Origin of the sequence: Pseudomonas moraviensis subsp. stanleyae, from assembly GCF_036283065.1 — a bacterium.
In the GTDB taxonomy this organism is placed as follows: Bacteria; Pseudomonadota; Gammaproteobacteria; order Pseudomonadales; family Pseudomonadaceae; genus Aquipseudomonas; species Aquipseudomonas stanleyae.
Map to the genome: position 1 here is coordinate 154,649 of NZ_JAADJI010000009.1, position 26,039 is coordinate 180,687.

General features: G+C 59.6%; 26 protein-coding genes. 11 read left to right on the top strand and 15 right to left on the bottom strand.

The features are described 5' to 3' along the window. Nucleotides 1–82: 82 nt before the first annotated feature. Entirely contained in the window at nt 83–487 is a 405-nt protein-coding gene (locus GXB78_RS17670) for a TraR/DksA family transcriptional regulator (protein WP_016775095.1), read from the bottom strand. Between the two features lie 403 nt (nt 488–890). On the opposite strand from GXB78_RS17670, the gene GXB78_RS17675 reads away from it, so the two are divergent. The 3 genes from GXB78_RS17675 (at nt 891) to GXB78_RS17685 (ending at nt 3,571) form a co-directional block, all read left to right on the top strand. Continuing rightward, nucleotides 891–1,799 carry a MurR/RpiR family transcriptional regulator gene (locus tag GXB78_RS17675; protein ID WP_329516339.1) on the top strand — a complete coding sequence of 303 codons (909 nt, stop codon included), beginning with the start codon at nt 891–893 and terminating at the stop codon, nt 1,797–1,799. 61 nt (nt 1,800–1,860) lie between these two features. Then, on the top strand, nt 1,861–2,466 hold the full coding sequence (locus GXB78_RS17680; protein WP_329516340.1) for a glutathione S-transferase: 606 nt from the start codon (nt 1,861–1,863) through the stop codon (nt 2,464–2,466). A 1-nt stretch (nt 2,467) separates the two neighbouring features. Continuing rightward, nucleotides 2,468–3,571, top strand: a complete 1,104-nt coding sequence (locus tag GXB78_RS17685; RefSeq protein ID WP_329516341.1) for a DNA alkylation repair protein — start codon at nt 2,468–2,470, stop codon at nt 3,569–3,571. A 108-nt stretch (nt 3,572–3,679) separates the two neighbouring features. Here the strand turns inward: GXB78_RS17685 and GXB78_RS17690 are convergent, their stop codons facing one another. From GXB78_RS17690 to GXB78_RS17715, 6 genes are all read right to left on the bottom strand, one after another. Beyond that, nucleotides 3,680–4,336 carry a DUF2931 family protein gene (locus GXB78_RS17690; RefSeq protein ID WP_329516342.1) on the bottom strand — a complete coding sequence of 219 codons (657 nt, stop codon included), beginning with the start codon at nt 4,334–4,336 and terminating at the stop codon, nt 3,680–3,682. Then, entirely contained in the window at nt 4,336–5,877 is a 1,542-nt protein-coding gene (locus GXB78_RS17695; RefSeq protein ID WP_329516343.1) for a phospholipase effector Tle1 domain-containing protein, read from the bottom strand. The genes GXB78_RS17690 and GXB78_RS17695 overlap by 1 nt, the downstream gene beginning before the upstream one ends. Nucleotides 5,878–6,024: 147 nt before the next feature. Further along, the gene (arsH, locus tag GXB78_RS17700) at nt 6,025–6,723 is read right to left on the bottom strand and encodes an arsenical resistance protein ArsH (protein WP_329516344.1); all 699 of its coding nucleotides are present in this window, start codon (nt 6,721–6,723) and stop codon (nt 6,025–6,027) included. 9 nt (nt 6,724–6,732) lie between these two features. Then, the gene (locus GXB78_RS17705) at nt 6,733–7,203 is read right to left on the bottom strand and encodes an arsenate reductase ArsC (protein ID WP_329516345.1); all 471 of its coding nucleotides are present in this window, start codon (nt 7,201–7,203) and stop codon (nt 6,733–6,735) included. 27 nt (nt 7,204–7,230) lie between these two features. Then, on the bottom strand, nt 7,231–7,578 hold the full coding sequence (locus GXB78_RS17710; RefSeq protein WP_329516346.1) for a metalloregulator ArsR/SmtB family transcription factor: 348 nt from the start codon (nt 7,576–7,578) through the stop codon (nt 7,231–7,233). A 139-nt stretch (nt 7,579–7,717) separates the two neighbouring features. Then, on the bottom strand, nt 7,718–8,605 hold the full coding sequence (locus tag GXB78_RS17715; protein WP_329516347.1) for a LysR family transcriptional regulator: 888 nt from the start codon (nt 8,603–8,605) through the stop codon (nt 7,718–7,720). Nucleotides 8,606–8,737: 132 nt separating this feature from the next. On the opposite strand from GXB78_RS17715, the gene GXB78_RS17720 reads away from it, so the two are divergent. Next, entirely contained in the window at nt 8,738–10,399 is a 1,662-nt protein-coding gene (locus GXB78_RS17720; protein WP_329516348.1) for a GMC family oxidoreductase, read from the top strand. A 133-nt stretch (nt 10,400–10,532) separates the two neighbouring features. Then, nucleotides 10,533–12,155, top strand: a complete 1,623-nt coding sequence (locus GXB78_RS17725) for an MFS transporter (RefSeq protein WP_329516349.1) — start codon at nt 10,533–10,535, stop codon at nt 12,153–12,155. 57 nt (nt 12,156–12,212) lie between these two features. Here the strand turns inward: GXB78_RS17725 and GXB78_RS17730 are convergent, their stop codons facing one another. Beyond that, complete coding sequence (locus GXB78_RS17730) at nt 12,213–12,575, bottom strand: DUF427 domain-containing protein (RefSeq protein ID WP_329516350.1); 363 nt, start codon at nt 12,573–12,575, stop codon at nt 12,213–12,215. A gap of 192 nt (nt 12,576–12,767) precedes the next feature. On the opposite strand from GXB78_RS17730, the gene GXB78_RS17735 reads away from it, so the two are divergent. Both GXB78_RS17735 and GXB78_RS17740 read left to right on the top strand, forming a co-directional pair. Then, nucleotides 12,768–14,711, top strand: a complete 1,944-nt coding sequence (locus tag GXB78_RS17735) for a DNA topoisomerase III (RefSeq protein ID WP_329516351.1) — start codon at nt 12,768–12,770, stop codon at nt 14,709–14,711. A gap of 543 nt (nt 14,712–15,254) precedes the next feature. Then, nucleotides 15,255–15,584: a hypothetical protein gene (locus GXB78_RS17740; protein WP_130900437.1), complete on the top strand. Its 330-nt coding sequence runs from the start codon at nt 15,255–15,257 to the stop codon at nt 15,582–15,584. A 248-nt stretch (nt 15,585–15,832) separates the two neighbouring features. On the opposite strand, the gene cynR is transcribed toward GXB78_RS17740, so the two are convergent. Beyond that, the gene (gene cynR / locus GXB78_RS17745) at nt 15,833–16,720 is read right to left on the bottom strand and encodes a transcriptional regulator CynR (protein WP_329516352.1); all 888 of its coding nucleotides are present in this window, start codon (nt 16,718–16,720) and stop codon (nt 15,833–15,835) included. Nucleotides 16,721–16,840: 120 nt separating this feature from the next. Between cynR and cynS the strand changes: the two genes are divergently transcribed. Next, nucleotides 16,841–17,308, top strand: coding sequence for a cyanase (gene cynS / locus GXB78_RS17750; protein ID WP_194934597.1), 468 nt, complete (start codon nt 16,841–16,843; stop codon nt 17,306–17,308). Nucleotides 17,309–17,366: 58 nt separating this feature from the next. Next, nucleotides 17,367–18,026 (top strand): carbonic anhydrase, encoded by a 660-nt coding sequence (locus tag GXB78_RS17755; RefSeq protein WP_329516353.1) that lies wholly within the window; start codon nt 17,367–17,369, stop codon nt 18,024–18,026. Nucleotides 18,027–18,196: 170 nt separating this feature from the next. Here GXB78_RS17755 and GXB78_RS17760 read toward each other — a convergent pair whose 3' ends face one another. Together GXB78_RS17760 and glsB are read right to left on the bottom strand one after the other, a co-directional pair. Continuing rightward, entirely contained in the window at nt 18,197–19,699 is a 1,503-nt protein-coding gene (locus GXB78_RS17760) for an aldehyde dehydrogenase family protein (RefSeq protein ID WP_329516354.1), read from the bottom strand. A gap of 182 nt (nt 19,700–19,881) precedes the next feature. Continuing rightward, nucleotides 19,882–20,790: a glutaminase B gene (gene glsB / locus GXB78_RS17765; protein ID WP_329516355.1), complete on the bottom strand. Its 909-nt coding sequence runs from the start codon at nt 20,788–20,790 to the stop codon at nt 19,882–19,884. Between the two features lie 139 nt (nt 20,791–20,929). Between glsB and GXB78_RS17770 the strand changes: the two genes are divergently transcribed. Beyond that, the gene (locus tag GXB78_RS17770) at nt 20,930–21,418 is read left to right on the top strand and encodes a GFA family protein (protein WP_329516356.1); all 489 of its coding nucleotides are present in this window, start codon (nt 20,930–20,932) and stop codon (nt 21,416–21,418) included. A gap of 94 nt (nt 21,419–21,512) precedes the next feature. Here GXB78_RS17770 and GXB78_RS17775 read toward each other — a convergent pair whose 3' ends face one another. From GXB78_RS17775 to miaE, 3 genes are all read right to left on the bottom strand, one after another. Then, on the bottom strand, nt 21,513–22,799 hold the full coding sequence (locus GXB78_RS17775) for an ATP-binding protein (protein ID WP_329516357.1): 1,287 nt from the start codon (nt 22,797–22,799) through the stop codon (nt 21,513–21,515). Further along, complete coding sequence (locus tag GXB78_RS17780; RefSeq protein WP_329516358.1) at nt 22,800–23,507, bottom strand: response regulator; 708 nt, start codon at nt 23,505–23,507, stop codon at nt 22,800–22,802. It abuts the gene before it with no gap. Nucleotides 23,508–23,774: 267 nt separating this feature from the next. Then, complete coding sequence (miaE, locus tag GXB78_RS17785; RefSeq protein WP_150741053.1) at nt 23,775–24,383, bottom strand: tRNA-(ms[2]io[6]A)-hydroxylase; 609 nt, start codon at nt 24,381–24,383, stop codon at nt 23,775–23,777. A gap of 159 nt (nt 24,384–24,542) precedes the next feature. On the opposite strand from miaE, the gene GXB78_RS17790 reads away from it, so the two are divergent. Further along, the gene (locus GXB78_RS17790) at nt 24,543–25,406 is read left to right on the top strand and encodes a universal stress protein (RefSeq protein ID WP_329516359.1); all 864 of its coding nucleotides are present in this window, start codon (nt 24,543–24,545) and stop codon (nt 25,404–25,406) included. 87 nt (nt 25,407–25,493) lie between these two features. On the opposite strand, the gene GXB78_RS17795 is transcribed toward GXB78_RS17790, so the two are convergent. Next, nucleotides 25,494–25,964: a DUF1289 domain-containing protein gene (locus GXB78_RS17795; RefSeq protein WP_101155227.1), complete on the bottom strand. Its 471-nt coding sequence runs from the start codon at nt 25,962–25,964 to the stop codon at nt 25,494–25,496. Between the last annotated feature and the right edge of the window lie 75 nt (nt 25,965–26,039).

Sequence of the window (26,039 nt, forward strand, 5' to 3'; positions counted from 1 at the left end):
GCAGCCTCCCGCAACTCCTGTTGGAGCTGCCGAAGGCTGCGATCTTTTGCAGGCGCCCCCCATTCAGGGGGCGACCATGGAATCAGGCCTGACGCTGGTGCTTATCGATCTGCTCGTGACGCTCTTGAGCTTCGATGCAGTACTTGGTGGTCGGGCTGATCAGCAGGCGCTTCAGGCCAATGGCCTCGCCGCTGTCGTCGCACCAGCCAAAGCTGTCGTCCTTGATGCGCTCAAGGGCTTGTTCCAGTTGCGGCAGCATGCGCTGGTCGCGGTCGATCGCGTTGACCAGCCAGGTGCGCTCTTCTTCAACCGAAGCCGCGTCCGCCGGGTCAGCCGGGGTGTCCAGGCTTTCGATGGCGATACGATTTTGCTCAATGCGCTCGTGGGTTTCGACTTTCATGTTCTGCAACAGCTCAGTGAAGAAAGCGTGTTGCTCTGCATTCATGTAGTCATCTGCCGGCATGGCCAGCAACTTGTCCTTTGTCATTGATATCTCTATAAAAAAACGTGCATTAAGGCGAATAAGGGAGCGTTTCGGCGAACCGTGTCGGCCGTCGAAAAGGCATCGTTTTATTGCAAACGCCACCCGGCACTCAATTTACGAGGGGCGGCAGTCTAAGGCCCGATCAAGACCTCAGCAACTGTAAATACAGGGAATTTGTCCGACAGGACCTGGAAACTGCTCTGACACAGGCTTCACACGGCCATCGGAGTGCGTTTATAGCAAGAAATTCAGTCGAGCGGCTGTATATAGAAGACAAACGGCTAACCATAACCCCGCCGACAGCCAAAATTATTCTCGCAAGGTGCATCGTTTCAGCCCGGCAAAGTCCGCGCAGCCCTTCTATTATCAGGCCCACCGCGTGATCAACCTGCCTCAAGGATGCCTTATGCCCCGCCACGCTCTGCCGGCTACCGACGAGCATTCACCAGGCAGCGCTCCGATCACTGCCGAGCGCCTGCTGCAAACGATTACCGAGGAATACGACGCCCTGCCGCGCCAGCTCAAACGTATCGCCAGTTACATCAGCCAGCAGAGCGAACGAATCATGGTCGACCGCATCAGCGACATCGCCCGTGAATGCGAGGTGCATCCGTCGGCCATCGTGCGCTTCTCGCAGCGCTTCGGGTTCAGCGGTTTCAGTGAAATGCAGGCGCTGTTCCGCCAGGCCTGGACGCACAAAGCCACGCCGGCGCAAAACTATCAGCAACGCATCCGCAGCCTGATCGCCAACAACTCGCAGACCGCCAACAACGGCGAACTCGCCCGCGAGTGCATAGATGCAACGCTCTTGGGCCTCGAACGCTTGGGCCGCGAACTGGACGACGCAGCGTTCGATACAGCCGTCGATCTCATCGTCAATGCCGACGACATCTATGTGGTCGGGGTCCGCCGCTCGTTCGCTGTCGCCGACTATCTGGTTTACAACCTGCAACACACGCAGAAGCGCATCCATCTCGTCTCCGGCATCGGCGGCAGCTATCGCGAGCAAATGCGCAGCGTGCGCGCCAACGATCTGGTGATCGCCATCAGCTTCGTGCCCTACGCCGAGGAAACCCGGCACTGCCTGCGCTTCGCCCGGCAGCAAAAGGCCAATACGCTGATCATCACCGACAGCCCGCTCTCGCCACTGGCGAAACTTGCCGACAGCGTGTTGCTGGTCAACGAAGGCAGCGCGCTGGCCTTTCGGTCGTTGAGTGCGACGCTGTGTCTATGTCAGGCGTTGTTCGTAGCGGTGGCTTATCGGCTGGGCTTGAACGTTGATGAAATTCACGAGCAGCCCGGGTTCGACGACTGACAATTGCCTCAGGCTCGGCTAGGTTATGCGTTCCCACCGGTTCGACTTGAAGGAACGCGTCATGAAACTGATCGGCATGCTCGACTCTCCCTATGTGCGCCGCGTAGCGATCTGCGCCAAATGCCTGGGGATCGACCTCGAACACGAGTCGGTCTCGGTGTTCCGCCATTTCGAACGATTCCAGCAGATCAACCCGGTGGTCAAGGCGCCCACGCTGATCCTCGACGACGGTCTGGTGTTGATGGACTCGACGCTGATTCTCGACTACCTCGAAAACGCGTCCGGCAAAAGCCTGCTGCCGAAAGAATTGTCCCAGCGCGCTGAAGCCCTGCACCTGATCGGCCTCAGCCTCGCCGCCTGCGAAAAAGCCGTGCAGCTGTATTACGAACGCAACCTGCGCCCGGCCGAGATTCAATATCAACCTTGGGTTGAACGCGTTGAAGGCCAACTCGCCGCTGCGTTTACCGCGCTGGAAAAGGAACTCGAGCATCGCCAATTGCCCGTCGACGGCTCGCTCGCCCAGGATGGCATCAGCCTGGCGGTTGCCTGGAGCTTTACCGACCTCGTCGTGCCGGATCAGATCGACGCCATACGCTATCCGCGAATTGCCGAATACACCGCCTACGCAGAAGGCACTGACGCCTTCATCAGCACACCGATGAACTGACATGAGCACCACCGACAGCGCCGCCCCGGCGTTAAAGGAAATCTTCAACGCCGAGCGCCTGCAGCACATTGCTGGCGAAATGAGCGCGGTGTATCCGGCGTTCAAGGCCAAGGCTTTTCTCAAGCATGCCAACCATGGGCTGGCGGAGTTGTCGGTGATGCAACGCATGGCACGGGTCGCCGAAAGCCTGCATGCCGTGCTGCCGCTGAATTACGAAGATTCCCTCGACGTCTTGCGCGAACTCGCACCACGCCTGAACAGCGGCTTCGTCAGCATGTGCCTGCCGCACTACGTGGCAAGCTACGGCGCCCATGCGTTCTACACCTCGATGGACGCGCTGAAGTACTTCACCACCTTCGGCTCCTCCGAATTCGCCATCCGCCACTTTCTGCGCAGCGACCTCGAACGCTCGCTGGAACAGATGCATGACTGGACCCTAGACGAAAACCACCACGTGCGACGCCTAGCCAGCGAAGGCAGCCGCCCTCGCCTGCCGTGGTCGTTTCGGTTGGAACCGGTGCAAGCCAATCCGCAATTGGCCGCCGGGATATTGGATCGGTTGAAGACGGACGAGAGTTTGTACGTGCGCAAGTCCGTGGCGAATCATTTGAATGACGTGACGAAGGTGCATCCGGAGTGGGTGTTGGACACGATTGAAGGTTGGTCGCTGGAGAACAAGCACACCGCCTGGATTGCCAAACATGCGTTGCGAAGTTTGATCAAGCAGGGCGATTTGCGCGCGTTGACGGTGATTGGCGCGGGCGCGAAGGCTGAGGTTGAGTTGCTTGAGGTGAAAGTTGAGCCGGCGGTGGTGAGGCTGGGTGAGCCTATTACTCTGTCGTTTACGGTGAAGTCCACGGTGGCGGGTGAGCAGAGGCTGGTGATTGATTATGCGATTGAGTACGTGAAGGCGAATGGCGGGGTTTCGAGCAAGGTTTTCAAGTTAAAGACGTTGGGATTAGTGGGATTCGGGACTGAGGTGGTGCGACGGAATCAAGTAATCAAGGATTTTACGACGCGCAAGCATTTTGCCGGGCGGCACGGGGTGCAGGTGATGGTAAATGGAGAGGTGTTGGGTAGTGCGGCGTTTGAGGTTTTGATTTGAGGAGTGAGTTGTGTATTCACCAAAAGAGCCGGTAGCGGATCAGTGCACTGGCGGCCGTACATCGATATTGAGCGCGGCAGCACAATGGTCGACTCACGGTTTCAGCGGTTACCAACTTCCGTATGGGATGCCATATTTCTCGATATACCGCTTTGACTTTTCGCTGACGGGGTATGCGTAGCGACCACCGTTTTTCCCAAGCTCCGGCCCTAGCGGCTCAACCTCGCCTTGCGTTCGAGCAACCTTTATCGGTCGATGACATGAGTCTCTCACCCACACCTGAACAACACCACCCGGCGCAAGTCCCAGGTAAACAGAGGCCATGAAGCGTGCTGTCCTGTCAGGTCTGTCGGGGCACCGTTGACTGGTGGAAGTCACCATTATCTGTCTGGCATTCTCTGGAATATCCACCCACGCTTGCCACGTTTTCTGTTCAACGATTGATTGCCAGCGAACATAGATACGAATGGGTAGATCGGCCCCCACCACTCTTTTACCGCTGCCCCCCACCCCTGTCCAGCCGCGGGCAGAGTCAGTACCGTCTTCAGGCTCTCCGCCAGCAGCAGTCCCCCCACCGGTTCTAAAGAAAACTCTGCCGGTTATGTCCTGCACCGAACTGTCCTCCACCCATACCTTCATGTAATCGGGCTCAGTGAAAGCCAGCTCCCACCATTTCGATTTTGGATCGCTCTTGGCTGAGAGCAGATCAGAAGACTGGCAACCCGTTATGCACACGCCAAGTAGCAGGGCGACAAATAATTTCATTACCAAAGAGTCCAGTCAGGTACGTGGGGATGCTGCACGCGAATCGCGTCTGAGGTGGGCGCATTGATATAGACGGCGCGCACTCCACTGCCATCTCTTCTTCCAAGAGGATGATTCCAGTTTGCGGACATGTGAATGTATTTCAACCTCAGCAGGTTTTCCTCTTGCTGAGTTGTGGTGTAGTCACGTGCGACAAATCGATCGCACAACGCCTGAAGCTCTGACGGGACCGCCAAAGCAGCCGTGACTGGAATATCATCGAAGCGAACCCCCTTCTCCTTTGCCAAGCTGTGCATCACCCGAAGATATACCCTCGACAGCAAGCCGCTTACGGGACGTTTGAGTTGCAGAGCTGCATAGACGCGCTTTCTACGGGGACTGAGCCGGTCCTGTTGATCCACGGGCAGGAGAAGCGCGTCCGGCGTAACAATTTCCAGCAGATCTTCGGGCCATCCCCTTGAGATCCACTCATTTTTAATAACCATGGCATCGCGGTAGATCGACGTAGTAGATACGTCGGTAAACTTCGAGACCTCAAGCGTTTGCATTGGACTGACGAGTACACACTCTTCAATGTCATCGCGGTAACCGCCGCCGATATCGGAATGCACACCCGGAAGAGTGACTTCCAAGTGGTCGGCTTTAACGCGACTCAACGCGAAATTAGCGCGATATTCGTCCCGCGCCGACAGCTGAACGACGTCAGTAAAAAACCGCCGGTCGAGATAGAGCTTGATACCCGTGGCCACAGGACTTTTAACGTTGCCAAAATTCGACCAGCCAGCAACCGACGGCACCGTGTCAAACAGCCCGATGAACCCCATATTGATGCTGCCTTGGTACTGATCGATAAAGGTGCGACTAAAGTCGCTCGCATTGTTGCGCAATACATCTCCAAGTGGCCCTTGTTTTCCACGGACGACTGCATTGGCAAAATGCCTCGCGGCAGCTGCGCCTCGACTAAAACCGAACGTATCGAAAGTCAGCGAGGTAATTTCACTGTTTGGATTTTCGTTAATTACATCTTCAATACGCGATTTGATCTCGCTAAATGATTGTTGGACACGACCCGCTATACCAGTGTCTCCACGGCCCGTGCCTGATCCAAACGTACTGTCCTCTTCTCCCGATTGAGTGCCAATCCCCTCTATGTACACCCTGCGAAACGCCCGCTTGCGCGAGCCGTCTCCTTCGGCTTTCTGAGGTGCGAAGTACAGTTCGCTCAGTTTGTAAACGTTGGTTGTTTCATTGGCATAGCTACTGTCTGGATTGCGCATATAGGGCTCGCAACTGGCATCGATATCCTCAGGCGCAATCGGATACTGAGCACCGCACAACAACCCCGCAGCAGAGTTGTTTGCGTTGTTGCCCGTGCCATCAAAGAAAACCCCAATCCTCAACGCGATCCCGATTTTCTCAGGCTCGCGCGCAGGTTCTTTCCCGTACTTCTCATATTCCGCCCAACGCTCGGCATGAATATCGACGGGTTTGGCTTGTTCGTAACGATAATTTTTCGGGGGGTTGGGTACGTAGCCACTCATCCGTGATTCCTGGTTCTGATCCTTGAGAACGGCCCGAAGGGTGACAGCCGAGACTGGGAGACGCAAGCCGTGGCCGTGTGCCAGCCATGGCGCCTTCGCGAGCAGGCTCGCTCCCACAGGAATTGAGCCTGGATCGCCACTGGCGGGTCAGATCGACCGCTGATTCACCCGCGCCATCAACTGTTCAGCACTTTCCTTGCGCTCGGAATAACGATCAACCAGATGCGCCTGCTGGCCGCGCAGCAGTACGGTGAACTTCACCAGCTCTTCCATCACATCCACCACACGGTCATAAAACGGCGAGGGTTTCATCCGCCCGGCTTCGTCGAACTCCATGTAGGCCTTCGGCACCGAGGATTGGTTGGGGATGGTGAACATGCGCATCCAGCGCCCCAACACGCGCAACTGGTTGACCACGTTGAACGATTGCGAGCCGCCGCAGACTTGCATCACCGCCAGGGTTTTGCCTTGAGTCGGGCGGACGGCGCCGAGTTCGAGGGGGATCCAGTCGATCTGTGCTTTGAACACGGCGGACATGGCGCCGTGGCGTTCTGGCGAGCACCAGACCTGGCCTTCCGACCACAACACCAGATCGCGCAGTTCCTGGACCTTGGGATGGTCGACGGGGACGTCATCGGGCAGTGGCAGACCGGACGGATTGAAGATGCGCGTTTCGGCGCCGAAGTGTTCAAGCAGGCGTGCGGCCTCCTCGACCAGCAAGCGGCTGAAGGAGCGTTCACGGGTCGATCCGTAGAGTAGGAGGATGCGCGGTTTGTGTTCGCCCGTAATTGACGTGCGCACTTCATCAAACAGGCTCAGGTCAAGGTTGGGCAGATGGTCTGACATAGGGCCTCCTTACAGCGTGCCGATGCGGTCGAGTTCGGCTTTCAGTTGCTCGCGGCTGAGCGAGTGAAACGGCAGATCGAGGAAGGCCTGACAGCGTTCGCCGATGCGCATCAGGGTGGCCTGGAATGCCGCGTCGATTGCCGCTTCGTCGCCGTGCACTTCGGACGGATCTTCCAGCCCCCAATGCGCTTTCAGTGCCGGGCCGAAATACACCGGGCAGGTTTCCCCGGCGGCTTTGTCGCAGACGGTGATGACAATATCCGGCGGATCGTTTTCGAAAGCGTCGTTGCCTTTGCTGTGCAACCCCTCGGTGGCGATGCCGTGCTTTTGCAAAGTCGACAGGCTGCGCGGCAGCACCTGACCTTTGGGGAAACTGCCGGCGCTCACCGCCTGGAAACCAGGGGGAGCCAGGTGATTGAACATGCCTTCGGAAAGAATGCTGCGGCAGCTATTGGCCGTGCACATGAACAGGACTCGCATCGATGCGCTCCGTGGAAAGTTGAAGATTCAGCAGCAGTTGCGTTCGCGCACGGGACGGCCATCCATGTGTTGCAGGCGCGCGGCGTTGTCTTGGAGCCAATCGGTATTGGCCTTCGCGGTCACCTGGAGGATTTCGCCGATCCATGCCGGCAGCTCCGGGTTGAGCCGGTAATACACCCACTGGCCCTGACGACGGTCGAGCAGCAAACCATTACTGCGCAGTTGCGCGAGGTGGCGGCTGACTTTCGGCTGGCTGTCGTCGAGCGCGCACATCAGCTCGCAGACGCAGAGTTCACCTTGCTCGGCGATGAGCAGGATGGCGCGGACGCGGGTTTCGTCGGCGAGGCTTTTGAAGACTTCAGTGGGGGTGATCATGGTGATCGGCTCGCCATATGCGGGAAAACGAATATACGGATATCCATATATACGGTCAAACAAGATCAAAAGATCGCAGCCTTCGGCAGCTCCTACAGGAATCGGTGTGGGAGCTGCCGAAGGCTGCGATCTTTTGATCTCAAAGGTTAAGCAACAACCCCTGCTCTGCTTCGCACAATCCCACTACATAATCCCAAACCACCCGCAACCGTACCGACTTGTGCAACTCCCGCCGCGTGCTGATCCAGTAGCTACGTTCGATGCTTTCATCCGGCAGCAACGGCACCAGTTGCGGATCCGACTCAGCCATGTAGCAAGGCAAAACCGCAATGCCCAAGCCTGAGCGCGCCGCTTCCTGTTGGGCGATAACGCTGGTGCTGTGAAACACCACACGCGGGCTGCGGCAGAAGCTGTTTAGGAACATCAGTTCCTGGCTGAACAGCAGATCATCCACGTAACCGATCCACGCATGTCGGCCGAGGTCTTCGCGGCTGTGCAGTGGCGGCGCTTTGTCGAGGTAGCTTTGGCTGGCGTAAAGCGCCAACCGATAATCAGTGAGTTTGCGCGTGACCAGCATGTCGGCGGACGGTCGTTCGAGGTGGATGCTGATTTCCGCTTCGCGGTTGAGGATGCTGACGAAGCGCGGCACGGCGACCAGTTCCACCTCCAACCCGGGATAGCGCTCGAACAAGCCGATCATGCGACTGGCAAGAAATTTGATGCCGAGGCCTTCGGTGACGCCGACGCGGATCTTGCCCAGTGGTGCGGTGGACTGGGTGATTTCTTCCTGCGCCAGCAACGCGACGTTTTCCATTGCTTCGGCGTGCTTGAGCAGCGCCTCCCCCGCCGGGGTCATTTCATACCCTTGCGCATGTTGAACGAACAGCGCAGTGCCGAGGCTTTTCTCGATCGACTCGATGTGCCGCGCCACCGTCGCGTGGGTGGTGTTGAGTCGGCGCGCGGCGGTGAGCAGGCGGCCGCTGCGTTGCAGTTCGAGAAAAAAGCGCAGGTCGTTCCAGTCGAACATGGCGGGTCCTTGTCAGCTATCGTCGCTAAGCGCTGTTTGAAAACGCACAGCGGCTGCGCAAAAACTAACATTCTTTTAACGAAAGCTAACAACTAGAGTGTCCGACAATAAAAACAAAAGCGAGGTCAGGGCATGCACACGACCCTGGATGAATTCGACTACATCGTGGTCGGCGCCGGCCCCGCCGGTTGCCTGCTGGCCAACCGGCTCTCGGCTGACCCTCAGCAACGGGTGTTGCTGCTCGAAGCCGGCGGGCGCGACAACTATGCGTGGATTCACATTCCTGTCGGTTACCTGTTCTGCATCGGTAACCCGCGCACCGACTGGTGCTTCAAAACCGAAGAACAACCGGGGCTCAATGGCCGTGCGCTGAGCTATCCGCGCGGTAAGGTGCTGGGCGGCTGTTCGTCGATCAATGGCATGATCTACATGCGCGGCCAGGCCGGCGACTACGACGGTTGGGCGGCAGCGGGCAATCCGGGCTGGGCCTGGAAAGATGTGCTGCCGCTGTTCAAACAGAGCGAAAACCACTTTGCCGGCGGTGCTGAATTTCATGGCGATCAGGGTGAATGGCGGGTCGAGCAACAGCGCCTGTCGTGGCCGATTCTGGATGCCTTTCGCAGCGCTGCCGAGCAAAGCGGCATCGCCAGCATCGACGACTTCAACCACGGCGACAACGAAGGCTGCGGCTACTTCCAGGTCAACCAGAAAGCCGGGGTGCGCTGGAACGCAGCGAAAGCGTTTTTGAAACCGCTCCGAGGCCGGGCGAACCTGACTGTGCTGACCGGCGTGGAAGTTGATCGTGTCTTGCTGGAGGACGGCCGCGCGACGAAAGTCAGCGCACGCCATGAAGGCCAGATCAAGCAGTTCAAGGCGCGCAAGGAAATTGTTCTGTGCGCCGGTTCGGTCGGCTCGCCGAGCATCTTGCAGCGTTCCGGGATCGGTCCGCGGCCGCTGCTCGAACGCTTGGGCATCGGCGTGATTCATGAGCTGCCGGGGGTTGGCGGCAACCTGCAGGATCACCTGCAACTGCGGCTGATCTACAAGCTGGAAAACGCCCGCACCCTGAACCAGATCGCCGGCAGCGTGTGGGGCAAGATGGGCATGGGCCTGCGTTATCTGTACGACCGCAGCGGCCCGCTGTCGATGGCGCCGAGTCAGTTGGGCGCATTCGCCCGATCCGGCCCGGAACAGACCTCGGCGAACCTGCAATATCACGTGCAGCCGTTATCGCTGGAGCGTTTTGGTGAGCCGCTGCACAGCTTCCCGGCGTTCACCGCTTCGGTGTGCGACCTGCGCCCGCAGAGCCGGGGGCGCATCGAGATTCGCTCGGCCGATCCGCAAGCGGCGCCGCTGATTCAGCCCAATTACCTCAGCCATCCGCAAGACCTGCGTGTCGCCGCCGATGCGATTCGCCTGACCCGACGCATCGTCAGCGCCCCTGCCCTGCAGGCCTTCAAACCGGTGGAATACCTGCCCGGCGCCAACCTGCAAAGCGAAGAACAACTGCACGAAGCGGCAGCGAAAATCGGCACGACGATTTTCCATCCGGTCGGCACGTGCCGCATGGGCAACGACGGCGATGCGGTAGTCGATGCGCAACTGCGCGTGCACGGCGTGCCGGGGTTGCGTGTCGCCGATGCGTCGATCATGCCAAGAATCACCTCGGGCAACACTTGTTCGCCTACGCTGATGATTGCCGAGAAGGCGGCACAACTGATTTTGTCCAGATCTGCAAATATTTCCCCTGTGGGAGCGAGCCTGCTCGCGAATGCGGTAGCACATTCAACATAAACGTTGACTGACACCACGCCTTCGCGAGCAGGCTCGCTCCCACAGGCATCATCACCAGACTCAAGCATCGCGCATCACCCGGACACGCAACACCAGTGGAACAACAAAAACAATCACTGTGAGGGATACCGATATGTCAGACCACGCTCAGCCGCTGGACGCTGCGGGCAGCGCCGAGACCAGCAACGCAACGCAGAAAGTTATCTTCGCCTCATCACTCGGGACGGTGTTCGAGTGGTATGACTTCTTCCTCTACGGCGCCCTCGCGGCGGTGATCAGCAAGCAGTTTTTCGCCGGGGTCAACGACACTACGGCGTTCATCTTCGCCCTGATGGCGTTCGCCGCCGGCTTCATTGTGCGGCCGTTCGGCGCGCTGGTATTCGGCCGCCTGGGCGACATGATCGGGCGCAAATACACCTTTCTGGCGACGATCATCCTGATGGGCGTGGCGACGTTCTGCGTGGGCCTGCTGCCGACCTACGCGAGCATCGGCATCGCCGCACCGATCATTCTGGTGGTGCTGCGCATGCTGCAGGGCCTGGCCCTCGGCGGAGAATATGGCGGCGCTGCGACCTATGTGGCCGAGCACGCGCCGATTGGCAAACGCGGTTTCCACACCAGCTGGATTCAATCCACCGCGACCCTCGGCCTGCTGCTGTCGCTGCTGGTGGTGCTCGGCTGCCGCTACTTCACCGGCGACCAGTTTGAAGTGTGGGGCTGGCGCATTCCGTTCCTGCTGTCGATCGTGCTGCTGGGCATTTCCACCTGGATTCGCCTGAGCCTGCACGAGTCGCCGGCGTATCTGAAAATGAAGGAAGAAGGCAAAACCTCGAAGGCGCCGATCCGCGAATCCTTCGGTAAATGGGAAAACCTGAAAGTCGTGCTGATCGCGCTGTTCAGCATCAACGCCGGGCAAGCGGTGACCTTCTACGCCGCGCAGTTCTACGTGCTGTTTTTCCTCACCCAGTTCCTGAAAATGGACCCGGCGGTGGCCAACAGTCTGTTGATCATCAGCGTGGTGATCGGCGCGCCGTTCTTCATCTTTTTCGGCTGGCTGTCGGACAAGGTCGGACGCAAACCGGTGCTGATGCTCGGCCTGCTGCTGGCCACCGCGCTGTACTTCCCGATCTTCAAATCCCTGGCCCATTACGCCAACCCGGCGATCGATCAGGCCAGCCGTCAGGCACCGATCACCGTGCTCGCCGATCCCGCCACTTGCACCTTCCAGTTCGATCCGGTGGGCAAGGCCAAATTCGACAGCCCGTGCGACAAGGTCAAGACCTTCCTGGTCAAGCAAGGTCTGCCCTATTCCAGCGTCGCTGCGCCTGCCGGTAGCGCTGTGCAAGTGAGTGTCGGCGACGTGAAACTCGACGGCTTCGATGAGGCGGCACTGCGCGGCGCGATCACCCTCGCCGGCTATCCGCAACAAGCCGATATGCAGCAGATCAACAAACCGATGATCGTCACCCTGATCGTGGCGCTGATCATCATCTCGGCCATGTGCTACGGCCCGCTGGCGGCGCTGATGGTCGAACTGTTCCCGACACGCATTCGCTACACATCCATGTCGCTGCCCTATCACATCGGCAACGGCTGGTTCGGCGGATTCCTGCCGACCGTGTCGTTTGCGCTGGTGGTGTACACCGGGGATATTTTCTATGGGCTGTGGTATCCGGTGCTGATCACCGGGGTGAGCCTGGTGGTGGGGATGATCTGCTTGCGGGAGACGAAGAATATCGATCTTGACAAGAACTGAACCCTGGACAACGCTGTTTCTGTGGCGAGGGAGCAAGCTCCCTCGCCACAGTTATATTCAGACATCTTCTTTGATCACTTCGAACTTCACCTGATCCGGATAAAACGCCACGTAGTCGCGGATCGGTGCGACAGAGACCTTTGGATTTTCGTACGTCCACACGGCGTTGGCGCCCTCATGTCCCGGTACTTGCAGACTGAAATAGTTGGCGTCGCCCTTGTACGGGCAATAGCTGGTGTGGTCGGTACGGGCGAAATACTTTTCGTCGATGTCTTCGCGGGGGATGTAATAGACCGGCGGGTAGTTGGCCTCGTTGAGGATCAGCGCATGGGAGGACGCGGCGACCTGGATGCCGTGGAATTTCACCAGCAGGCAGCCGCTGAGTTGATTGAGGCTGATGGCGGGGCTGGGGCTTTTCATGAGGTTCTCCTGAACACAGCGAAGAGACCGGTTGAGGTATAGCTGATGGGCCCGGGCCCGGCTGGCCGTGCAGCCGAACGGTACAAACCTTCAGCAACGTTTTATCTGTATATCCATACATATAAAAGTTGCCCCCGCCGCCAACTCCGGCCATCCTGTGCGCACTCCACACACCAACCAGCGATGGCAGATATGCGGCTGTACCTCTGTGAAAAACCTTCCCAGGCCAAAGACATTGCGGCCGTGCTCGGCGCCAGGCGTCGCGGCGACGGCTGCTGGTTGGGGACGGACGTCACAGTGACCTGGTGCATCGGCCATTTGCTCGAAACCGCGCCGCCGGACGCTTACGACGCGCGCTACAAACGCTGGGTGCTGGCGGATCTGCCGATCATTCCGGACAAGTGGAAAATGACCGTCAAGCCGCGCACCGCCAGCCAGTACAAAGCGGTGAAGCGCCTGCTCGGCGAAGCCAGCGAACTGATCATCGCCACCGACGCCGACCGTGAGGGCGAAATGATCGCCCGGGAACTGGTCGAGCACTGTCGCTATCGCGGGCCGATCCGCCGCTTGTGGCTGTCGGCACTCGACGAGGCGTCGATTCGCAAAGCCTTGGCAGCGTTGAAGCCGGGAGCCGAAACGTTCAGCCTGTATCACTCGGCGCTGGGACGTTCGCGGGCGGACTGGCTGATCGGCATGAACATGAGTCGACTGTTCACCCTGCTCGGCCGTCAATCCGGTTATCAGGGCGTGTTGCCGGTAGGTCGAGTACAGACGCCGACTCTGCGACTGGTGGTCGACCGCGACCGCAGCATCGCCGACTTCGTGCCGGTGCCGTTCTGGGCAATCGACGTGGAACTGCTGCACGACGACACAGCGTTTACCGCGCAATGGCGCGCGCCATCGGACGTTTGCGATGATCAGGATCGCTGCCTGAATCAGGCGTTGGCCCAACAGGCAGCGGCGGCGATCAACAGTGCCGCCAGCGCCCGAGTGATCAAGCTGAAAACCGAGCGCATGCGCGAAGTGGCGCCCCTGCCCTTCGACCTCGGCACCTTGCAGGAAGTCTGCTCGAAGAAGCTCGGCCTCGGCGCTCAGGAAACCCTCGACATCGCCCAGGCCCTTTACGAAACCTACAAAGTCATCACCTACCCGCGCAGTGATTGCGGCTTCCTGCCCTTGAGCCAGCACAGCGAGGCACCGGCGATTCTCGCAGCGTTGCGTCAAGCCGATCCGAGCCTTGAAGCCTTGCAGGGTTTTCTCGAACCGCAGCGGCGCTCGCGGGCCTGGAATGATGCCAAAGTCAGCGCTCACCACGGCATCATCCCCACCATCGCCGCGAAGAACCTCGAACGCCTGACCGGCAAGCATCGCGCGGTGTACACGCTGATCCGCGCGCGCTATCTGGCGCAGTTCCTGCCCAATCACGAATACGATCGCACCCAGGCCGATTTCGATTGCAACGGGCAGGCGCTACGCGCAGTGGGCAAGCAGATCATCGAACCGGGCTGGAAGCGCGCACTGCCCGAGGCATTGGCGCCAGCGAAAGGCCGCGAAGCGCCCGCGCCGCAAACCTTGCCGGCCCTGAGCCAGGGCGTCGAATGCGCTGTGGCGAAAGTGAATCTCAAGGATCTTTGGACGCAGCCACCCAAACCCTACACCGAAGGCGATCTGATCAAGGCGATGAAGAACGTTGCCAAACTGGTCGAGGATCCGCTGCTCAAACAAAAACTCAAGGACACCACCGGCATCGGCACCGAAGCCACCCGCGCGTCGATCATCCAAGGCCTGCTTGATCGCGGGTATCTGGTGAAGAACAGCAAGGCACTGGCGGCGACGCCTGCCGCGTTCAGCCTGATCGATGCCGTGCCGCGGGCAATTGCCGATCCGGGAACCACGGCGATCTGGGAGCAGGCGCTGGACATGGTGCAAAGCGGCGAGATGAGTCTGGAAGAATTCGTCACCAAACAGGCCGCGTGGATGAGCAAGCAAGTCACCCGCTGCTCTGCCCTCAGTCTGACCATCAGCGGCCCGCCTCCCGCCGGCAAAGCTGCCGCGCCGTGGAAGAAAAAACGCAAGTCGACGGCCAGCAAAACCGCCGTTACACGCAAACGCACGGCGCGTCCGGCGACTCGCTGAATCCCTTGCGGCTCCCTTCTCTGCGTTGCTGAAACGGACCTTTTCTCATTCCAAAACAGCTTTGTCCGACAATATGTAGTGCTTGAAAATAATCACTACAAAACCGTTGACGGCATCGTTTTGCTTTTGCATGATGAAGACGTTCCCCGATCGGGAGCGCTGGTAACACGCTTGAGCAAGCTCGTCTGACCGCCGAGTTGTTTTTTCCGGATACACGCTGCCCACAAGGCAGATTGAAGAAGCTGACCTGGCCTGAACGTCCAGTACAAGGACGAGAAGCGCTGGCGAAAATTCTCAAGACGCTTGTGGCCGACACTGGATATGTCGTCAAGGAGCCTCCCGGTTTTCGCTGCTTCTCCTCGTTGTGACGCTATTGCGTAGCAGTTATTCAACACGACTACATGCAACAGATGCACGACCCCGTACTCCACACGGGCGAGCGCTGACGTCCTGGTTTCGGTGCCAGGGATCAACTAACCGATGGGCTACCTGTATTAGCGAATCAACTTTGAAAGATCACCAGACTGGTCAAGGGGCATAACAATGAATCTGAACAATCAACCCACTATCGAAGAACTGGCTCGTATGTTCGCGGCGCAAAAAGACAGCCACGACAGCCATATTCTCTGGATCAGCAAGTCGGGCCAGGTGCATATAGACTGCCTGTCGCCCCACGCTGGCGAAGAAGAATTCGACCGCAACCACCAGAACCTGCTGGCCCGCCTGAAGATGTACCGCCGCGGCCACGGTTATGTCGGCAAGAAGGCCGCGGCCGACAAGGACTTCATTGGCAATGTACTGCAGACGCTGAAACAGGCGTGGGATTCGATGCAGAATCAGAATGAAGTTCGGGTGATTGATCGGTTGTATTGAGTTAATGATTGTTGATAAAGGCCTGCCCCATTTGGAGCAGGCCTTTTTATTCGCTCGATTTATGCGGCGTGAGTGAAACCTTAGCCCCTCACCCCAGCCCTCTCCCAAAGGGAGAGGGAGCCGACCGAGTTGTCTCAGGCCATCCTTCGACCTGAATGACCGCGGCGATCATGAGCTCAACGAAGCTCGTTCAGGTCGGCGTAACTGGCCAAACACCTCGGTCAGTCCCCTCTCCCTCTGGGAGAGGGCTAGGGTGAGGGGCTTTTCATGCCGAGCACCAATTCCACAAACGCCAGCGCCGCCGCATTGTGATAATTATTCCTGCGCCGCAACAACGCCGCGCCCCGCTGTGGCGCCTCCCCTTCGACACGCAAGCGGCGCAGCGCCCGGTCTTCGCTGGCAATCGCCTCAGGCAGCATTGTTGCCAGTGGCGAATGGCGCACCACCTCCAGCAACGTACTCACCGAATTCACCTCGATCCGCACCTTGGGCGTAATCCCGTTCTGACGAAAATGCTCATCGACCGATAACCGCGTAATGAAACCCGGCGCCAGCAAGGCGAAATCCAGTGAAGCGAGCTCCTCCAGGCCCAGCACCGAGCAGCTGTCATACAGCGGATGCTCACGTCCGACCACGATCCCCAGCGTTTCGGTAAACGCCGGAATGCATTCGATGTCGGCATTGCGCACCGGCGTAAACGCGATCGCGACATCCAGCGAGTCATCCGCCAGCCCTGCCTCGATGTCGTCCATCGACAACTCGAAAATCTGCAAATGAATGCCCGGAAACCGCGCCCTATAGTCCCGCACCAACGGCCCGACCAGATACGCCATGAACGTCGGTGTCATCGCCAGGCGCAGCGTACCGCGGGACAAATCCTTCACGTCGTGCAGCGCGCGCTGCCCGGCCTCCAGCTCCACCAGCACACGCCGCGCGCATTCGATGTAAGCCGCGCCGGCGTCCGTCGGTTTCACCGTGCGTGAGGTGCGGTCGAACAGACTCACCCCGAGGGTCTCTTCCAGTTGCCGTATCTGCTGCGACAGCGTCGGCTGCGAGACATGCAGCGCTTCGGCGGCGCGGGTGAAGCCGCCGTGATCGGCAACGGCCAGCAGATAACGCAAATGTCGCAACAGCATGGGGACACCATCTATAGGCAGGACTTATGCTAAGCATTGTATATCGGTCTTGGACGCTATTGATCAATCGGCAGAAGATTACTCCCACACAGCAAGCCAACCCCTGAAAGGAGTGACACCATGCAACAGTCCCACGCCTACAACGACACCAGCCTGGCCCTGACCACTCGTATTCTCGACGCCAAGGCTCGCAAAGATCTGTCGTGGCAGGATCTCGCCGACGACACCGGCCTGAGCCTGGCCTACGTCACCGCTGCCCTGCTTGGCCAGCACCCGCTGCCGGAAAACGCCGCCCAAGTGGTCGGTGACAAGCTGGAGCTGAGCGCTGACGACGTCGCGGCGATGCAGATCATCCCGCTGCGCGGCAGCCTCAGCGGTGTGCCGACCGACCCGACCATCTACCGCTTCCACGAGATGATCCAGATCTACGGCACCACCCTCAAAGCGCTGGTTCACGAACAGTTCGGCGACGGCATCATCAGCGCGATCAACTTCAAACTGGATATCAAGAAAGTCGAAGACCCGGAAGGCGGCTCCCGCGCCGTGGTCACCCTCGACGGCAAGTTCCTGCCGCTGCGTCCGTTCTGATGCGCCCGGCCCGCACCTTGCGTGCGGGCCAACCGATTTCTGCCAAGAGGACACGCCCATGAAAGCCCTGATCGACGGCTTCCTGAAATTCCAGAACGAAGCCTTCCCGCAACGCAGTGAACTGTTCAAACATCTGGCCACTACTCAGCAACCCGGCACGCTGTTCATCACCTGCTCCGACAGCCGTGTGGTGCCTGAGCTGCTGACCCAGCAGGAACCCGGCGAGCTGTTCGTCATCCGCAACGCCGGTAACATCGTGCCCTCCTACAGCCCGCATCCGGGCGGTGTCTCGGCGACGGTGGAGTATGCGGTGGCGGTACTGGGGGTGACCGATATCGTGATTTGCGGCCACTCCGATTGCGGCGCGATGACCGCGATTACCCAGTGCAAATGCATGGATCACCTTCCCGCCGTCAGCGGTTGGCTGCAACATGCCGAATCGGCGAAAGTGATGAACGAAGCGCGCACGCATGGCAGCGCTGCGGCGAAGTTGAGTTCGATGGTGCGCGAGAACGTCATCGCGCAACTGGCGAATATCCAGACCCACCCGAGTGTGCGCCTGGCGCAGGAGCAAGGCCGGCTGAATCTGCATGGCTGGGTGTACGACATCGAGACCGGTTCGATTGACGCGCTCTCTTCCGATCGTCGCACCTTTGTGCCGCTGGCCGAGCGGCCTGAGACTTGCGCGATCAGCGCTAAGACTTCCAATGCAGCCTGACGCCCCGGCCGGTGATCGTTCCCACGCTCTGCGTGGGAATGCAGGCCGTGACGCTCTGCGTCACTGGACGCGGAGCGTCCCTAGAGGCATTCCCACGCGGAGCGTGGGAACGATCAGATCAAAAGATCGCAGCCTTCGGCAGCTCCTGCAAGGTGCGGTCCGGATTTCAGTCAGCGTTTCACCGTGAGATCAATCTGAGTCATCCGGCTGCGCACGGTAAACACGCCATCCCCGGAAAGAATCGCACTGCGCGCAAACAGGCGGCCGCTCTCCCAGTTCGAAAGGCCCAGTTCCGGCTTGTTCAGCGCGTACTGGCCGTCGACCCAACGGGTGATGCCATTGCCTACAAACGGCGCATTCACCGCGTTGTAGAAGCGTTCCTGAACCGCCGCGTCCTCACTGATCAGCGACACGGTGAACTGCGGGCTGTAGCGGTTGAACAGCGTAATGGCCTGATCCAGATCGTCGACAATCATCAGGCTGACTTCCGGGGTTTCTTCCCATTCCCACTCGCGGCCCAGATCTGACTCGGGCAAGGATTCGGCCAGAGCTTCGGTCCGGTAACCCTCCGCGCGATACACCTCCACCGTCGCGTTTCGCCATTCGCTTGGCAGGCAACTTTCACTGCCTTCGACGATGTGCAATTTGCAGCCTTGACCGCGCGCAGTACCGGCTGCTTTTAACGCATCGAGAAACAGCGGCACCAGTTCGGCGGCGCGTTCGCGTTGGATCAGGCAGACGTTCAAGGTGTTGCAGACTTTGCGATCCAGCGAGTTGCGCACCACCGCGGCGAAACGGGTGGCGTCGGCGTCACGGTCGGCAATCAGCCACGCGCCACCGGTGCCGTGCAGGCTGACGGCAGTGCCGGCCTGCTGGGCGATGCTGCCCAACTGACTGACCGCACGGCCCGAGCCGCGCGCCACCGCCAGCGACAGACGTCGATCGGCAAACATCGCCCAACCGGCAGCATGATTGACGCTTTCCACCAACGACACCGCGCCAACCGGCAAGCCGGCGGCGGCCAGTGCTGGATTCAGCGCGTGAGTGACGATGGCTTGCGCGGTGCCCAACGCATCGCTGCCGATGCGCAGTACTGCGGTGTTGCCGGTGCGCAACACTCCGGCAGCGTCAGCAAATACATTGGGCCGGCCTTCGAAGACAAACGCGACAATGCCCAGCGGCGAGACCACTTGCTCAACCTTCCAGCCGTCGTGCTCGACACTGCTGATCACTTTGCCCCGGGTCGGTGGCGCATCACGCCATGCGCGCAGGCCGGCGATCATGTCGCGGCGCATGCGCTCATCGGCGAGCAATCGCGTGGTCGAGCGACCGCGGGCTTTGGCTCGTTCGATGTCGGCGCGGTTGGCCGCTTCGATCTGCGTCCAGCACTCAGGATTTTCCAGGCGTTGAGCGAACAGGTCGAAGAACTGGCTGATGGCTTCATCGGACACCGCCGACAACGCAGTGAATGCGGCGGCCGCACGCTCGATCGCCACCGACGCAGCCTGTTGATCGGCCACGGGGATCAGTAACAGCTCGCCAGTGACCTGCTCGACCAGCAAATGGTCACCGGGCTGAAACCGCGCGGCCAGTTCGGGGCTGACCACGGTGACGCGATTACCAGCGAAAGGGATCGGCGTGCCAGCAACCAGACGTTCGAGCGCAAGAGACATGAAGCGGATTCACCATGCAGAGAGCGGCCGGAAAATGTATAGAACACGATCCTGCAAAGCAACACTGCACCCTGTGGGAGCGAGCCTGCTCGCGAAAGCGTCCGGTCAGACGACATCGATGCTGGATGTACCGGCCTCTTCGCGAGCAGGCTCGCTCCCACAGTGGAAATCGTGGTGTGTGTTCAGAAGACGGACCAGCCAATCCGCGAGCTGAGCAACTCCAGCGCCGCCATCCCGGCCAGCGAATTACCCGCCGCATTCAGCTCCGGCGACCACACGCACACGCTGAACTGCCCCGGCACCACCGCAACGATCCCGCCGCCGACCCCGCTCTTGCCCGGCAGGCCGACGCGATAAGCGAAGTTACCCGCCTCGTCATACAAACCGCTGGTGGCCATGATCGAGTTGACCTGCTGTGTCTGGCGGCGCGTGAGGATCTGCTCGCCACTGTGTTTGCAGAAACCATCATTGGCCAGAAAGCAGAACGCCCGGGCCAGATCGATGCAGTTCATCCGCAACGCGCAATGGCTGAAATAGCTGCGCAGCACCGCTTCGACATCGTTGTGAAAATTGCCGAACGACTGCATCAGATAGGCCATCGCGGCATTGCGCGCGCGATGCTGGTATTCGGAGTCGGCGACCTTGCCGTCGATCATGATTTGCGGGTTGCCCGACAGACGCCGGACGAAGTCACGCATCGATAACGTCGGCGCGGCGAAGCGCGACTGATTGATGTCGCAGATCACCAGCGCCCCGGCATTGATGAACGGATTGCGCGGGCGGCCGCGCTCGAATTCCAGTTGCACCAGCGAGTTGAACGGCTGGCCGGACGGCTCATGGCCGAGCCGTTCCCAGATCGCTTCGCCGGAGTGATCGATGGCCTGCACCAGACTGAATACCTTGGAAATACTCTGCACCGAGAATGGCGTTTCGGCGTCGCCGGCAAAGTACATTTCACCGTCGTTGCCATACACGGCGATGCCCAACTGGTTGGCCGGCACCGTGCCGAGGGCGGGAATGTAGTCAGCAACCTTGCCCTGCCCGATCAGGGGCCGGACTGCGTCAAGGATCTCGTTCAACAGCGCTTGCATGCCGGGTTCCGAAAGTCTCGCCCCATGGGATCGCGGGGACACTGGGGCTAGACGCTGCGCCCGCCGGTCGCATCACACCGGCAAGCGCTACGCAAAATGTTCTAGGCTGAAGCGGACCATTCAGACACAGGAGAGCATCATGCATCTCGAAGGCTCCTGCCATTGCGGCGAAGTCACGTTCAGCCTCGACAGCGCCCATCCTTATCCCTATCAACGCTGCTATTGCTCGATCTGCCGCAAGACCCAGGGCGGTGGCGGTTATGCGATCAACCTGGGCGGCGACGCGACCACTCTCAAGGTTCGCGGACGCAAAAACATCAGCATCTATCACGCAAATATGAAAGCCGACGGCGATAAGCGCGCCCATCGCAGCAGCGCCGAGCGTCACTTCTGCTCGCTGTGCGGCAGCGGTTTGTGGCTGTTCAGCCCGGAGTGGCCAGAGCTGATTCATCCATTCGCCTCGGCGATCGACACGCCACTGCCGGTTCCGCCGGAACACACGCACTTGATGCTAGGTTCGAAAGCGCCGTGGATTGAGGTCGAGGCCAAGCCGAAGGATCAGCAGTTTGATGAATATCCCGAAGAATCGATCGCCCAGTGGCATGAGCGGCTCGGTCTGACTCGCTGAAGACCGGCCCCTTCGCGAGCAGGCTCGCACCCACATTTGGAATGCAATCACCTGTGGGAGCGAGCCTGCTCGCGAAGGGGGTCAGGCACATCATTCAATCCAGATGCGCCCAGGTCATCCTGAACAACGCCCCACCCCACACCGAGTCACCCACCTCAACCTGCCCGCCATGGGACTGCGAAACCCTGCGCACCAGCGCCAGACCCAACCCAAAACCACCGGTGCGTCGATCCCGGCTGGCATCCAGTCGCGAAAACGGTTCGAAGATTTTCTCCCGCCCATCCAGCGGCACACCCGGCCCGTCGTCGCTGACCCGCACTTCATAGTCATCGCCGTTGCGCAGCAGCGATACCTCAACGCGCTGCTCGGCGTAGCGGATGGCGTTGCGCAGCAGATTGATCACCGCCCGCGCCATGAAGCGCGGTTCGACGCTTACGGTGTCGACCCGGCAATCGCCGATCGACAACTGCACCCCCGCCGCTTCGGCCTCCAGCGCCACACTGCCGACAACGCTGTCGAGCCAGTCGGCCGCGTGGATATTCTCCCGTTTGATCACCGTCGCACCGTGTTCGAGGCTGGCGTAGGTCAGCAGCTCCGAGACCATCTCCTCCAGCTCACCAAGGTCGGCATACATGTCGGCGATCAGCTCGCGATTCTCGCTGGCGTCCGGTAGCTGTTTGAGCTGATCGAGTTCGAACGACAGCCGCGCGATCGGTGTGCGCAATTCGTGGGACACGGCATTGGTCAGCTCGCGCTGATTGGCGATCAGCCCCTCGATGCGCGCCGCCATCAGATTGAAGTGCTCGGCCAGATCGCGGATGTTCGAGCGCCGCGACAACTGGATGCGCACCGACAGATCGTTGTCGCCGAAACGCTCGGCGGCCAGCCGCAGTTTTTCCAGATCGCGCCAGTGCGGGCGCACCCAGAAAAACAGCACGATGCCGATCAACACCGCGAGCATCATGTACGCCGCAGTGATGTAGAACGGCATCAGGCTCGGCTCCGGCGGCAGCTTGATGCTGAGTAACTGCGAGCCGCCATCGATGTTGCTGATGAACTGCGTGTAGTCGTCGCGGATCACCAACAGGTTCCGCGCCAGCTCGGCTTTTTCCTGCGGTGTGAGCGCCAGTTGATCAGCCTCGACCAGACTCAGCGACAGACCGTAGTGCGTGCGCAACGAATCGAGTTTCTGCTCACGCTCGGCACCCTGGCGGCCTTGCAGATGATCGACCAGCGACCACGCCTGACCGCGCACGGCTTCACGGTTGTAATCCTGCGTCTGGTTGTCGAGCAATGCGTTGAAAGTGTGCTCGACCGTCTGCAAGGCCAGCACCAGCCCCACCGTCATTACCAGAAACAGTCCGAGGAACAAGCGCAGCATCTACAACTCCCACGCGAACGGATTGAACAGATAGCCCTTGCCCCACACGGTCTTGATGCACACCGGCTCCCGGGGATTGTCCTTGAGTTTGTTGCGCAGTTTGCTGATGTAGACGTCGACGCTGCGGTTGAGGCCGTCGAAAGCAATGCCGCGCATGCGGTTGAGAATGTCGTCGCGGGAAAGAATCTTGCCCGCCGCGCTGGCGAGCAACCAGAGCAGTTCGAACTCCATGGTGGTCAGCTCGATCAGCTCACCAGTCAAGCGCACTTCGCGGCAACTGCGGTCGATGCTCAATTGGCCGAACTCGAGGAAACTGACCACGCTGGTGTCCGGCATCTGCCGCCGTTGCAGGGCTCGCAACCGGGCGAGGAGTACCGGCGGCTTGATCGGTTTGATCACGTAATCGTCAGCGCCGGATTCCAGGCCGAGAATGTGATCGAGGTCGTCTTCCTTGGCAGTGAGTATCACAATCGGGGTGTCCGACACGCTACGAATTTCCCTGCAGACCTGCAAACCGCTCTGCCCCGGCAACATCAAGTCGAGCACCACCACTTTCGGCTTGAATTCAAGAAACGCGGCCACGGCGAGATCGCCGCGATGTACCGTGCGCACCTCGTAGCCGTGTTGCTCAAGAAAGTGTGCGATCAGCGTGGCCAGACGTTCGTCGTCTTCGACCAGCAGGACTTTGCCAAAACCCAGGTTATCCATAACGACCGTTGCCAAGCCAAACGTGGAAGGGCCGATATTATGCGGGCAATCGCTGGGCAGGCGCTGACGCCAGACAGCAAAAACCGGCCACGCGGGCCGGTTTTTGGTGATGTTTCATACTCTTAAGAGTTTTTAACAATCAGACGATGATGTCCGATTGGATTGCGGACCCCTGTAGGAGCTGCCGAAGGCTGCGATCTTTTGATCTTGTTTTTAACATTCAAGATCAAAATCAAAAGATCGCAGCCTGCGGCAGCTCCAACCCAGTCATGCGGCGACCGGCACACCGCTGTGAAAGCGGAATTCCTCGTCCGGCGACTCGATCAACTCTTGTTCGGCAGCACGGACACGGTCGATCACCTGCGCGACATCCTTGGCATCACCATACTGATAGGCCAGTTTCAGATAACCCTGAAAATGCCGCGCCTCGCTTTTCAGCAGACCGAAATAGAACTTGCCCAGCTCTTCGTCCAGATGCGGTACCAGCGCTTCGAAGCGCTCGCAACTGCGAGCTTCGATAAACGCGCCAACTACCAGCGTATCCACCAGTTTCACCGGTTCGTGACTGCGCACCACTTTGCGCAGGCCCGAGGCGTAACGGCCGGCGTGCAGCTGACGCAGCTCGATCTTGCGCCGTTTCATGATGCGCATGACCTGCTCGTGGTGCACCAGTTCTTCCCGGGCCAGACGCGACATCATGTTGATCAGATCGACGTGGGCGTGGTACTTGGCTATAAGGCTCAGCGCAGTGCTGGCGGCCTTGAACTCGCAGTTCTTGTGGTCGATCAGCAGGGTTTCCTGATCGGCCAGGGCAGCCTGAACCCAGGCGTCGGGGGTGCGGCAGCCAAGGAATTCGTGGATTTCGGGAAGGATCATGGGGCTCACGGTAAAAGGTGTTGGAGCGAAGGGCGCCGATTATACCGGCCTGCCCGCAGACCACCAGCGGCTGGCGTTGATATGCATCAAGTCGCGCACGATCGAGCAGCAACTATAGTTGTGCAACGCCGTGCCTTTTCTTTGCTGGAGACTCCGCTCATGCAAGCCATTCGCAGCATTCTGGTGGTCATCGAACCCGAACATTCGGAAAGCCTGGCGCTCAAGCGTGCCAAGTTGATCGCTGGCGTGACCCAGGCCCATCTGCACCTGCTGGTGTGTGACAAGAAGCACGAACACTCCGGCATGCTGAGTGTGCTCAAAGCCGCGCTAGTGGCCGACGGCTACAGCGTGACCACCGAACAGGCGTGGAACGAAAGCCTGCACGAAACCATCATTGATGTGCAGCAGGCCGAGGGTTGCGGGCTGGTGATCAAACAGCACTTCCCGGACAGCTCGCTGAAAAAAGCCCTGCTGACCCCGGCGGACTGGAAACTCCTGCGCCACTGCCCTACCCCGGTGCTGCTGGTGAAAACCGCCGGAACGTGGAAGGACAAAGTGATTCTTGCCGCCGTCGATGTCGGCAATGCCGACGGCGAGCACCGGCATTTGCACAGCACCATCATCGATCACGGCTACGACATCGCCAGCCTGGCCAAGGCGCATCTGCATGTGATTGCCGCGCATCCGTCGCCGATGCTATCGGCGGCGGATCCTACGCTGCAACTGAGCGAAACCATCGCGGCGCGTTACCGCGAGCAATGTCGGGCGTTCCAGGCGGAATTCGATGTCGATGATGAACATCTGCACATCGAAGAAGGCCCCGCAGATGTGTTGATCCCGTTCATGGCGCACAAGCTGCAAGCGGCGGTGACGGTCATTGGCACGGTGGCGCGCACCGGGTTGTCAGGGGCGTTGATCGGCAATACCGCGGAAGTGATTCTGGATGCGCTGGAAAGCGACGTGCTGGTGCTCAAGCCGCAGGAGGTTGAGGATCATCTGGTGGAACTGGCGGTGAAACATTAAAAGCAAAAAGATCGCAGCCTTCGGCAGCTCCTGCATGGGAACGCATTCCCATGTAGGAGCTGCCGAAGGCTACGATCTTTTTGCTGTTCAGGCGCCAAAGGCATCCTTGAGAAATCCGGGGGCGATATAGCGCTGATAATGCGCTTCCGACAGCAGGAAGAATTCCCGATCGATGGCATCGCGCAGTTCCGGCAGGTTCCAGTCGCGGAACTCCGGCAGCAACACCATCCCGTACGCTTCCAGATTAACGATCACCCGCGCGCCCCGGGCGATCAGTTGATAGGCCCAGCAATATTCCGACTGATGCGGTACGAAGCGGATCTTGCGCTGCTCCAGCTGTTCGCGCAGACGCGCCGGATCGAAGATCTCGACCTTGCTCGCCATCACTTGTGACAGCAATTGCTCCAGCCGCAGCCAGACCGCGCGCTTTTCCTCCTCGTTGTACCCATTCCAGTGGATCACTTCGTGGTGGAAACGCTTGCAGCCACGGCATACCAGGTCACCGTAAACGGTTGAGCAGAGGCCGACGCAGGGGGTCTTGATGGTCTGATTGGGCATAAATTGGCAAAACACTGAAACGCGGAACAGGCCGGCATGTTAGCCCTTTGTCGGGCATTGATCACCCCTCAAACA

Excerpts from the sequence above, each read along its gene's own strand:
- GXB78_RS17670 (WP_016775095.1), bottom strand. The coding sequence starts at position 487 with ATGACAAAGGACAAGTTGCTGGCCATGCCGGCAGATGACTACATGAAT.
- GXB78_RS17675 (WP_329516339.1), top strand. The coding sequence starts at position 891 with ATGCCCCGCCACGCTCTGCCGGCTACCGACGAGCATTCACCAGGCAGC.
- GXB78_RS17680 (WP_329516340.1), top strand. The coding sequence starts at position 1,861 with ATGAAACTGATCGGCATGCTCGACTCTCCCTATGTGCGCCGCGTAGCG.
- GXB78_RS17685 (WP_329516341.1), top strand. The coding sequence starts at position 2,468 with ATGAGCACCACCGACAGCGCCGCCCCGGCGTTAAAGGAAATCTTCAAC.
- GXB78_RS17690 (WP_329516342.1), bottom strand. The coding sequence starts at position 4,336 with ATGAAATTATTTGTCGCCCTGCTACTTGGCGTGTGCATAACGGGTTGC.
- GXB78_RS17695 (WP_329516343.1), bottom strand. The coding sequence starts at position 5,877 with ATGAGTGGCTACGTACCCAACCCCCCGAAAAATTATCGTTACGAACAA.
- arsH (WP_329516344.1), bottom strand. The coding sequence starts at position 6,723 with ATGTCAGACCATCTGCCCAACCTTGACCTGAGCCTGTTTGATGAAGTG.
- GXB78_RS17705 (WP_329516345.1), bottom strand. The coding sequence starts at position 7,203 with ATGCGAGTCCTGTTCATGTGCACGGCCAATAGCTGCCGCAGCATTCTT.
- GXB78_RS17710 (WP_329516346.1), bottom strand. The coding sequence starts at position 7,578 with ATGATCACCCCCACTGAAGTCTTCAAAAGCCTCGCCGACGAAACCCGC.
- GXB78_RS17715 (WP_329516347.1), bottom strand. The coding sequence starts at position 8,605 with ATGTTCGACTGGAACGACCTGCGCTTTTTTCTCGAACTGCAACGCAGC.
- GXB78_RS17720 (WP_329516348.1), top strand. The coding sequence starts at position 8,738 with ATGCACACGACCCTGGATGAATTCGACTACATCGTGGTCGGCGCCGGC.
- GXB78_RS17725 (WP_329516349.1), top strand. The coding sequence starts at position 10,533 with ATGTCAGACCACGCTCAGCCGCTGGACGCTGCGGGCAGCGCCGAGACC.
- GXB78_RS17730 (WP_329516350.1), bottom strand. The coding sequence starts at position 12,575 with ATGAAAAGCCCCAGCCCCGCCATCAGCCTCAATCAACTCAGCGGCTGC.
- GXB78_RS17735 (WP_329516351.1), top strand. The coding sequence starts at position 12,768 with ATGCGGCTGTACCTCTGTGAAAAACCTTCCCAGGCCAAAGACATTGCG.
- GXB78_RS17740 (WP_130900437.1), top strand. The coding sequence starts at position 15,255 with ATGAATCTGAACAATCAACCCACTATCGAAGAACTGGCTCGTATGTTC.
- cynR (WP_329516352.1), bottom strand. The coding sequence starts at position 16,720 with ATGCTGTTGCGACATTTGCGTTATCTGCTGGCCGTTGCCGATCACGGC.
- cynS (WP_194934597.1), top strand. The coding sequence starts at position 16,841 with ATGCAACAGTCCCACGCCTACAACGACACCAGCCTGGCCCTGACCACT.
- GXB78_RS17755 (WP_329516353.1), top strand. The coding sequence starts at position 17,367 with ATGAAAGCCCTGATCGACGGCTTCCTGAAATTCCAGAACGAAGCCTTC.
- GXB78_RS17760 (WP_329516354.1), bottom strand. The coding sequence starts at position 19,699 with ATGTCTCTTGCGCTCGAACGTCTGGTTGCTGGCACGCCGATCCCTTTC.
- glsB (WP_329516355.1), bottom strand. The coding sequence starts at position 20,790 with ATGCAAGCGCTGTTGAACGAGATCCTTGACGCAGTCCGGCCCCTGATC.
- GXB78_RS17770 (WP_329516356.1), top strand. The coding sequence starts at position 20,930 with ATGCATCTCGAAGGCTCCTGCCATTGCGGCGAAGTCACGTTCAGCCTC.
- GXB78_RS17775 (WP_329516357.1), bottom strand. The coding sequence starts at position 22,799 with ATGCTGCGCTTGTTCCTCGGACTGTTTCTGGTAATGACGGTGGGGCTG.
- GXB78_RS17780 (WP_329516358.1), bottom strand. The coding sequence starts at position 23,507 with ATGGATAACCTGGGTTTTGGCAAAGTCCTGCTGGTCGAAGACGACGAA.
- miaE (WP_150741053.1), bottom strand. The coding sequence starts at position 24,383 with ATGATCCTTCCCGAAATCCACGAATTCCTTGGCTGCCGCACCCCCGAC.
- GXB78_RS17790 (WP_329516359.1), top strand. The coding sequence starts at position 24,543 with ATGCAAGCCATTCGCAGCATTCTGGTGGTCATCGAACCCGAACATTCG.
- GXB78_RS17795 (WP_101155227.1), bottom strand. The coding sequence starts at position 25,964 with ATGCCCAATCAGACCATCAAGACCCCCTGCGTCGGCCTCTGCTCAACC.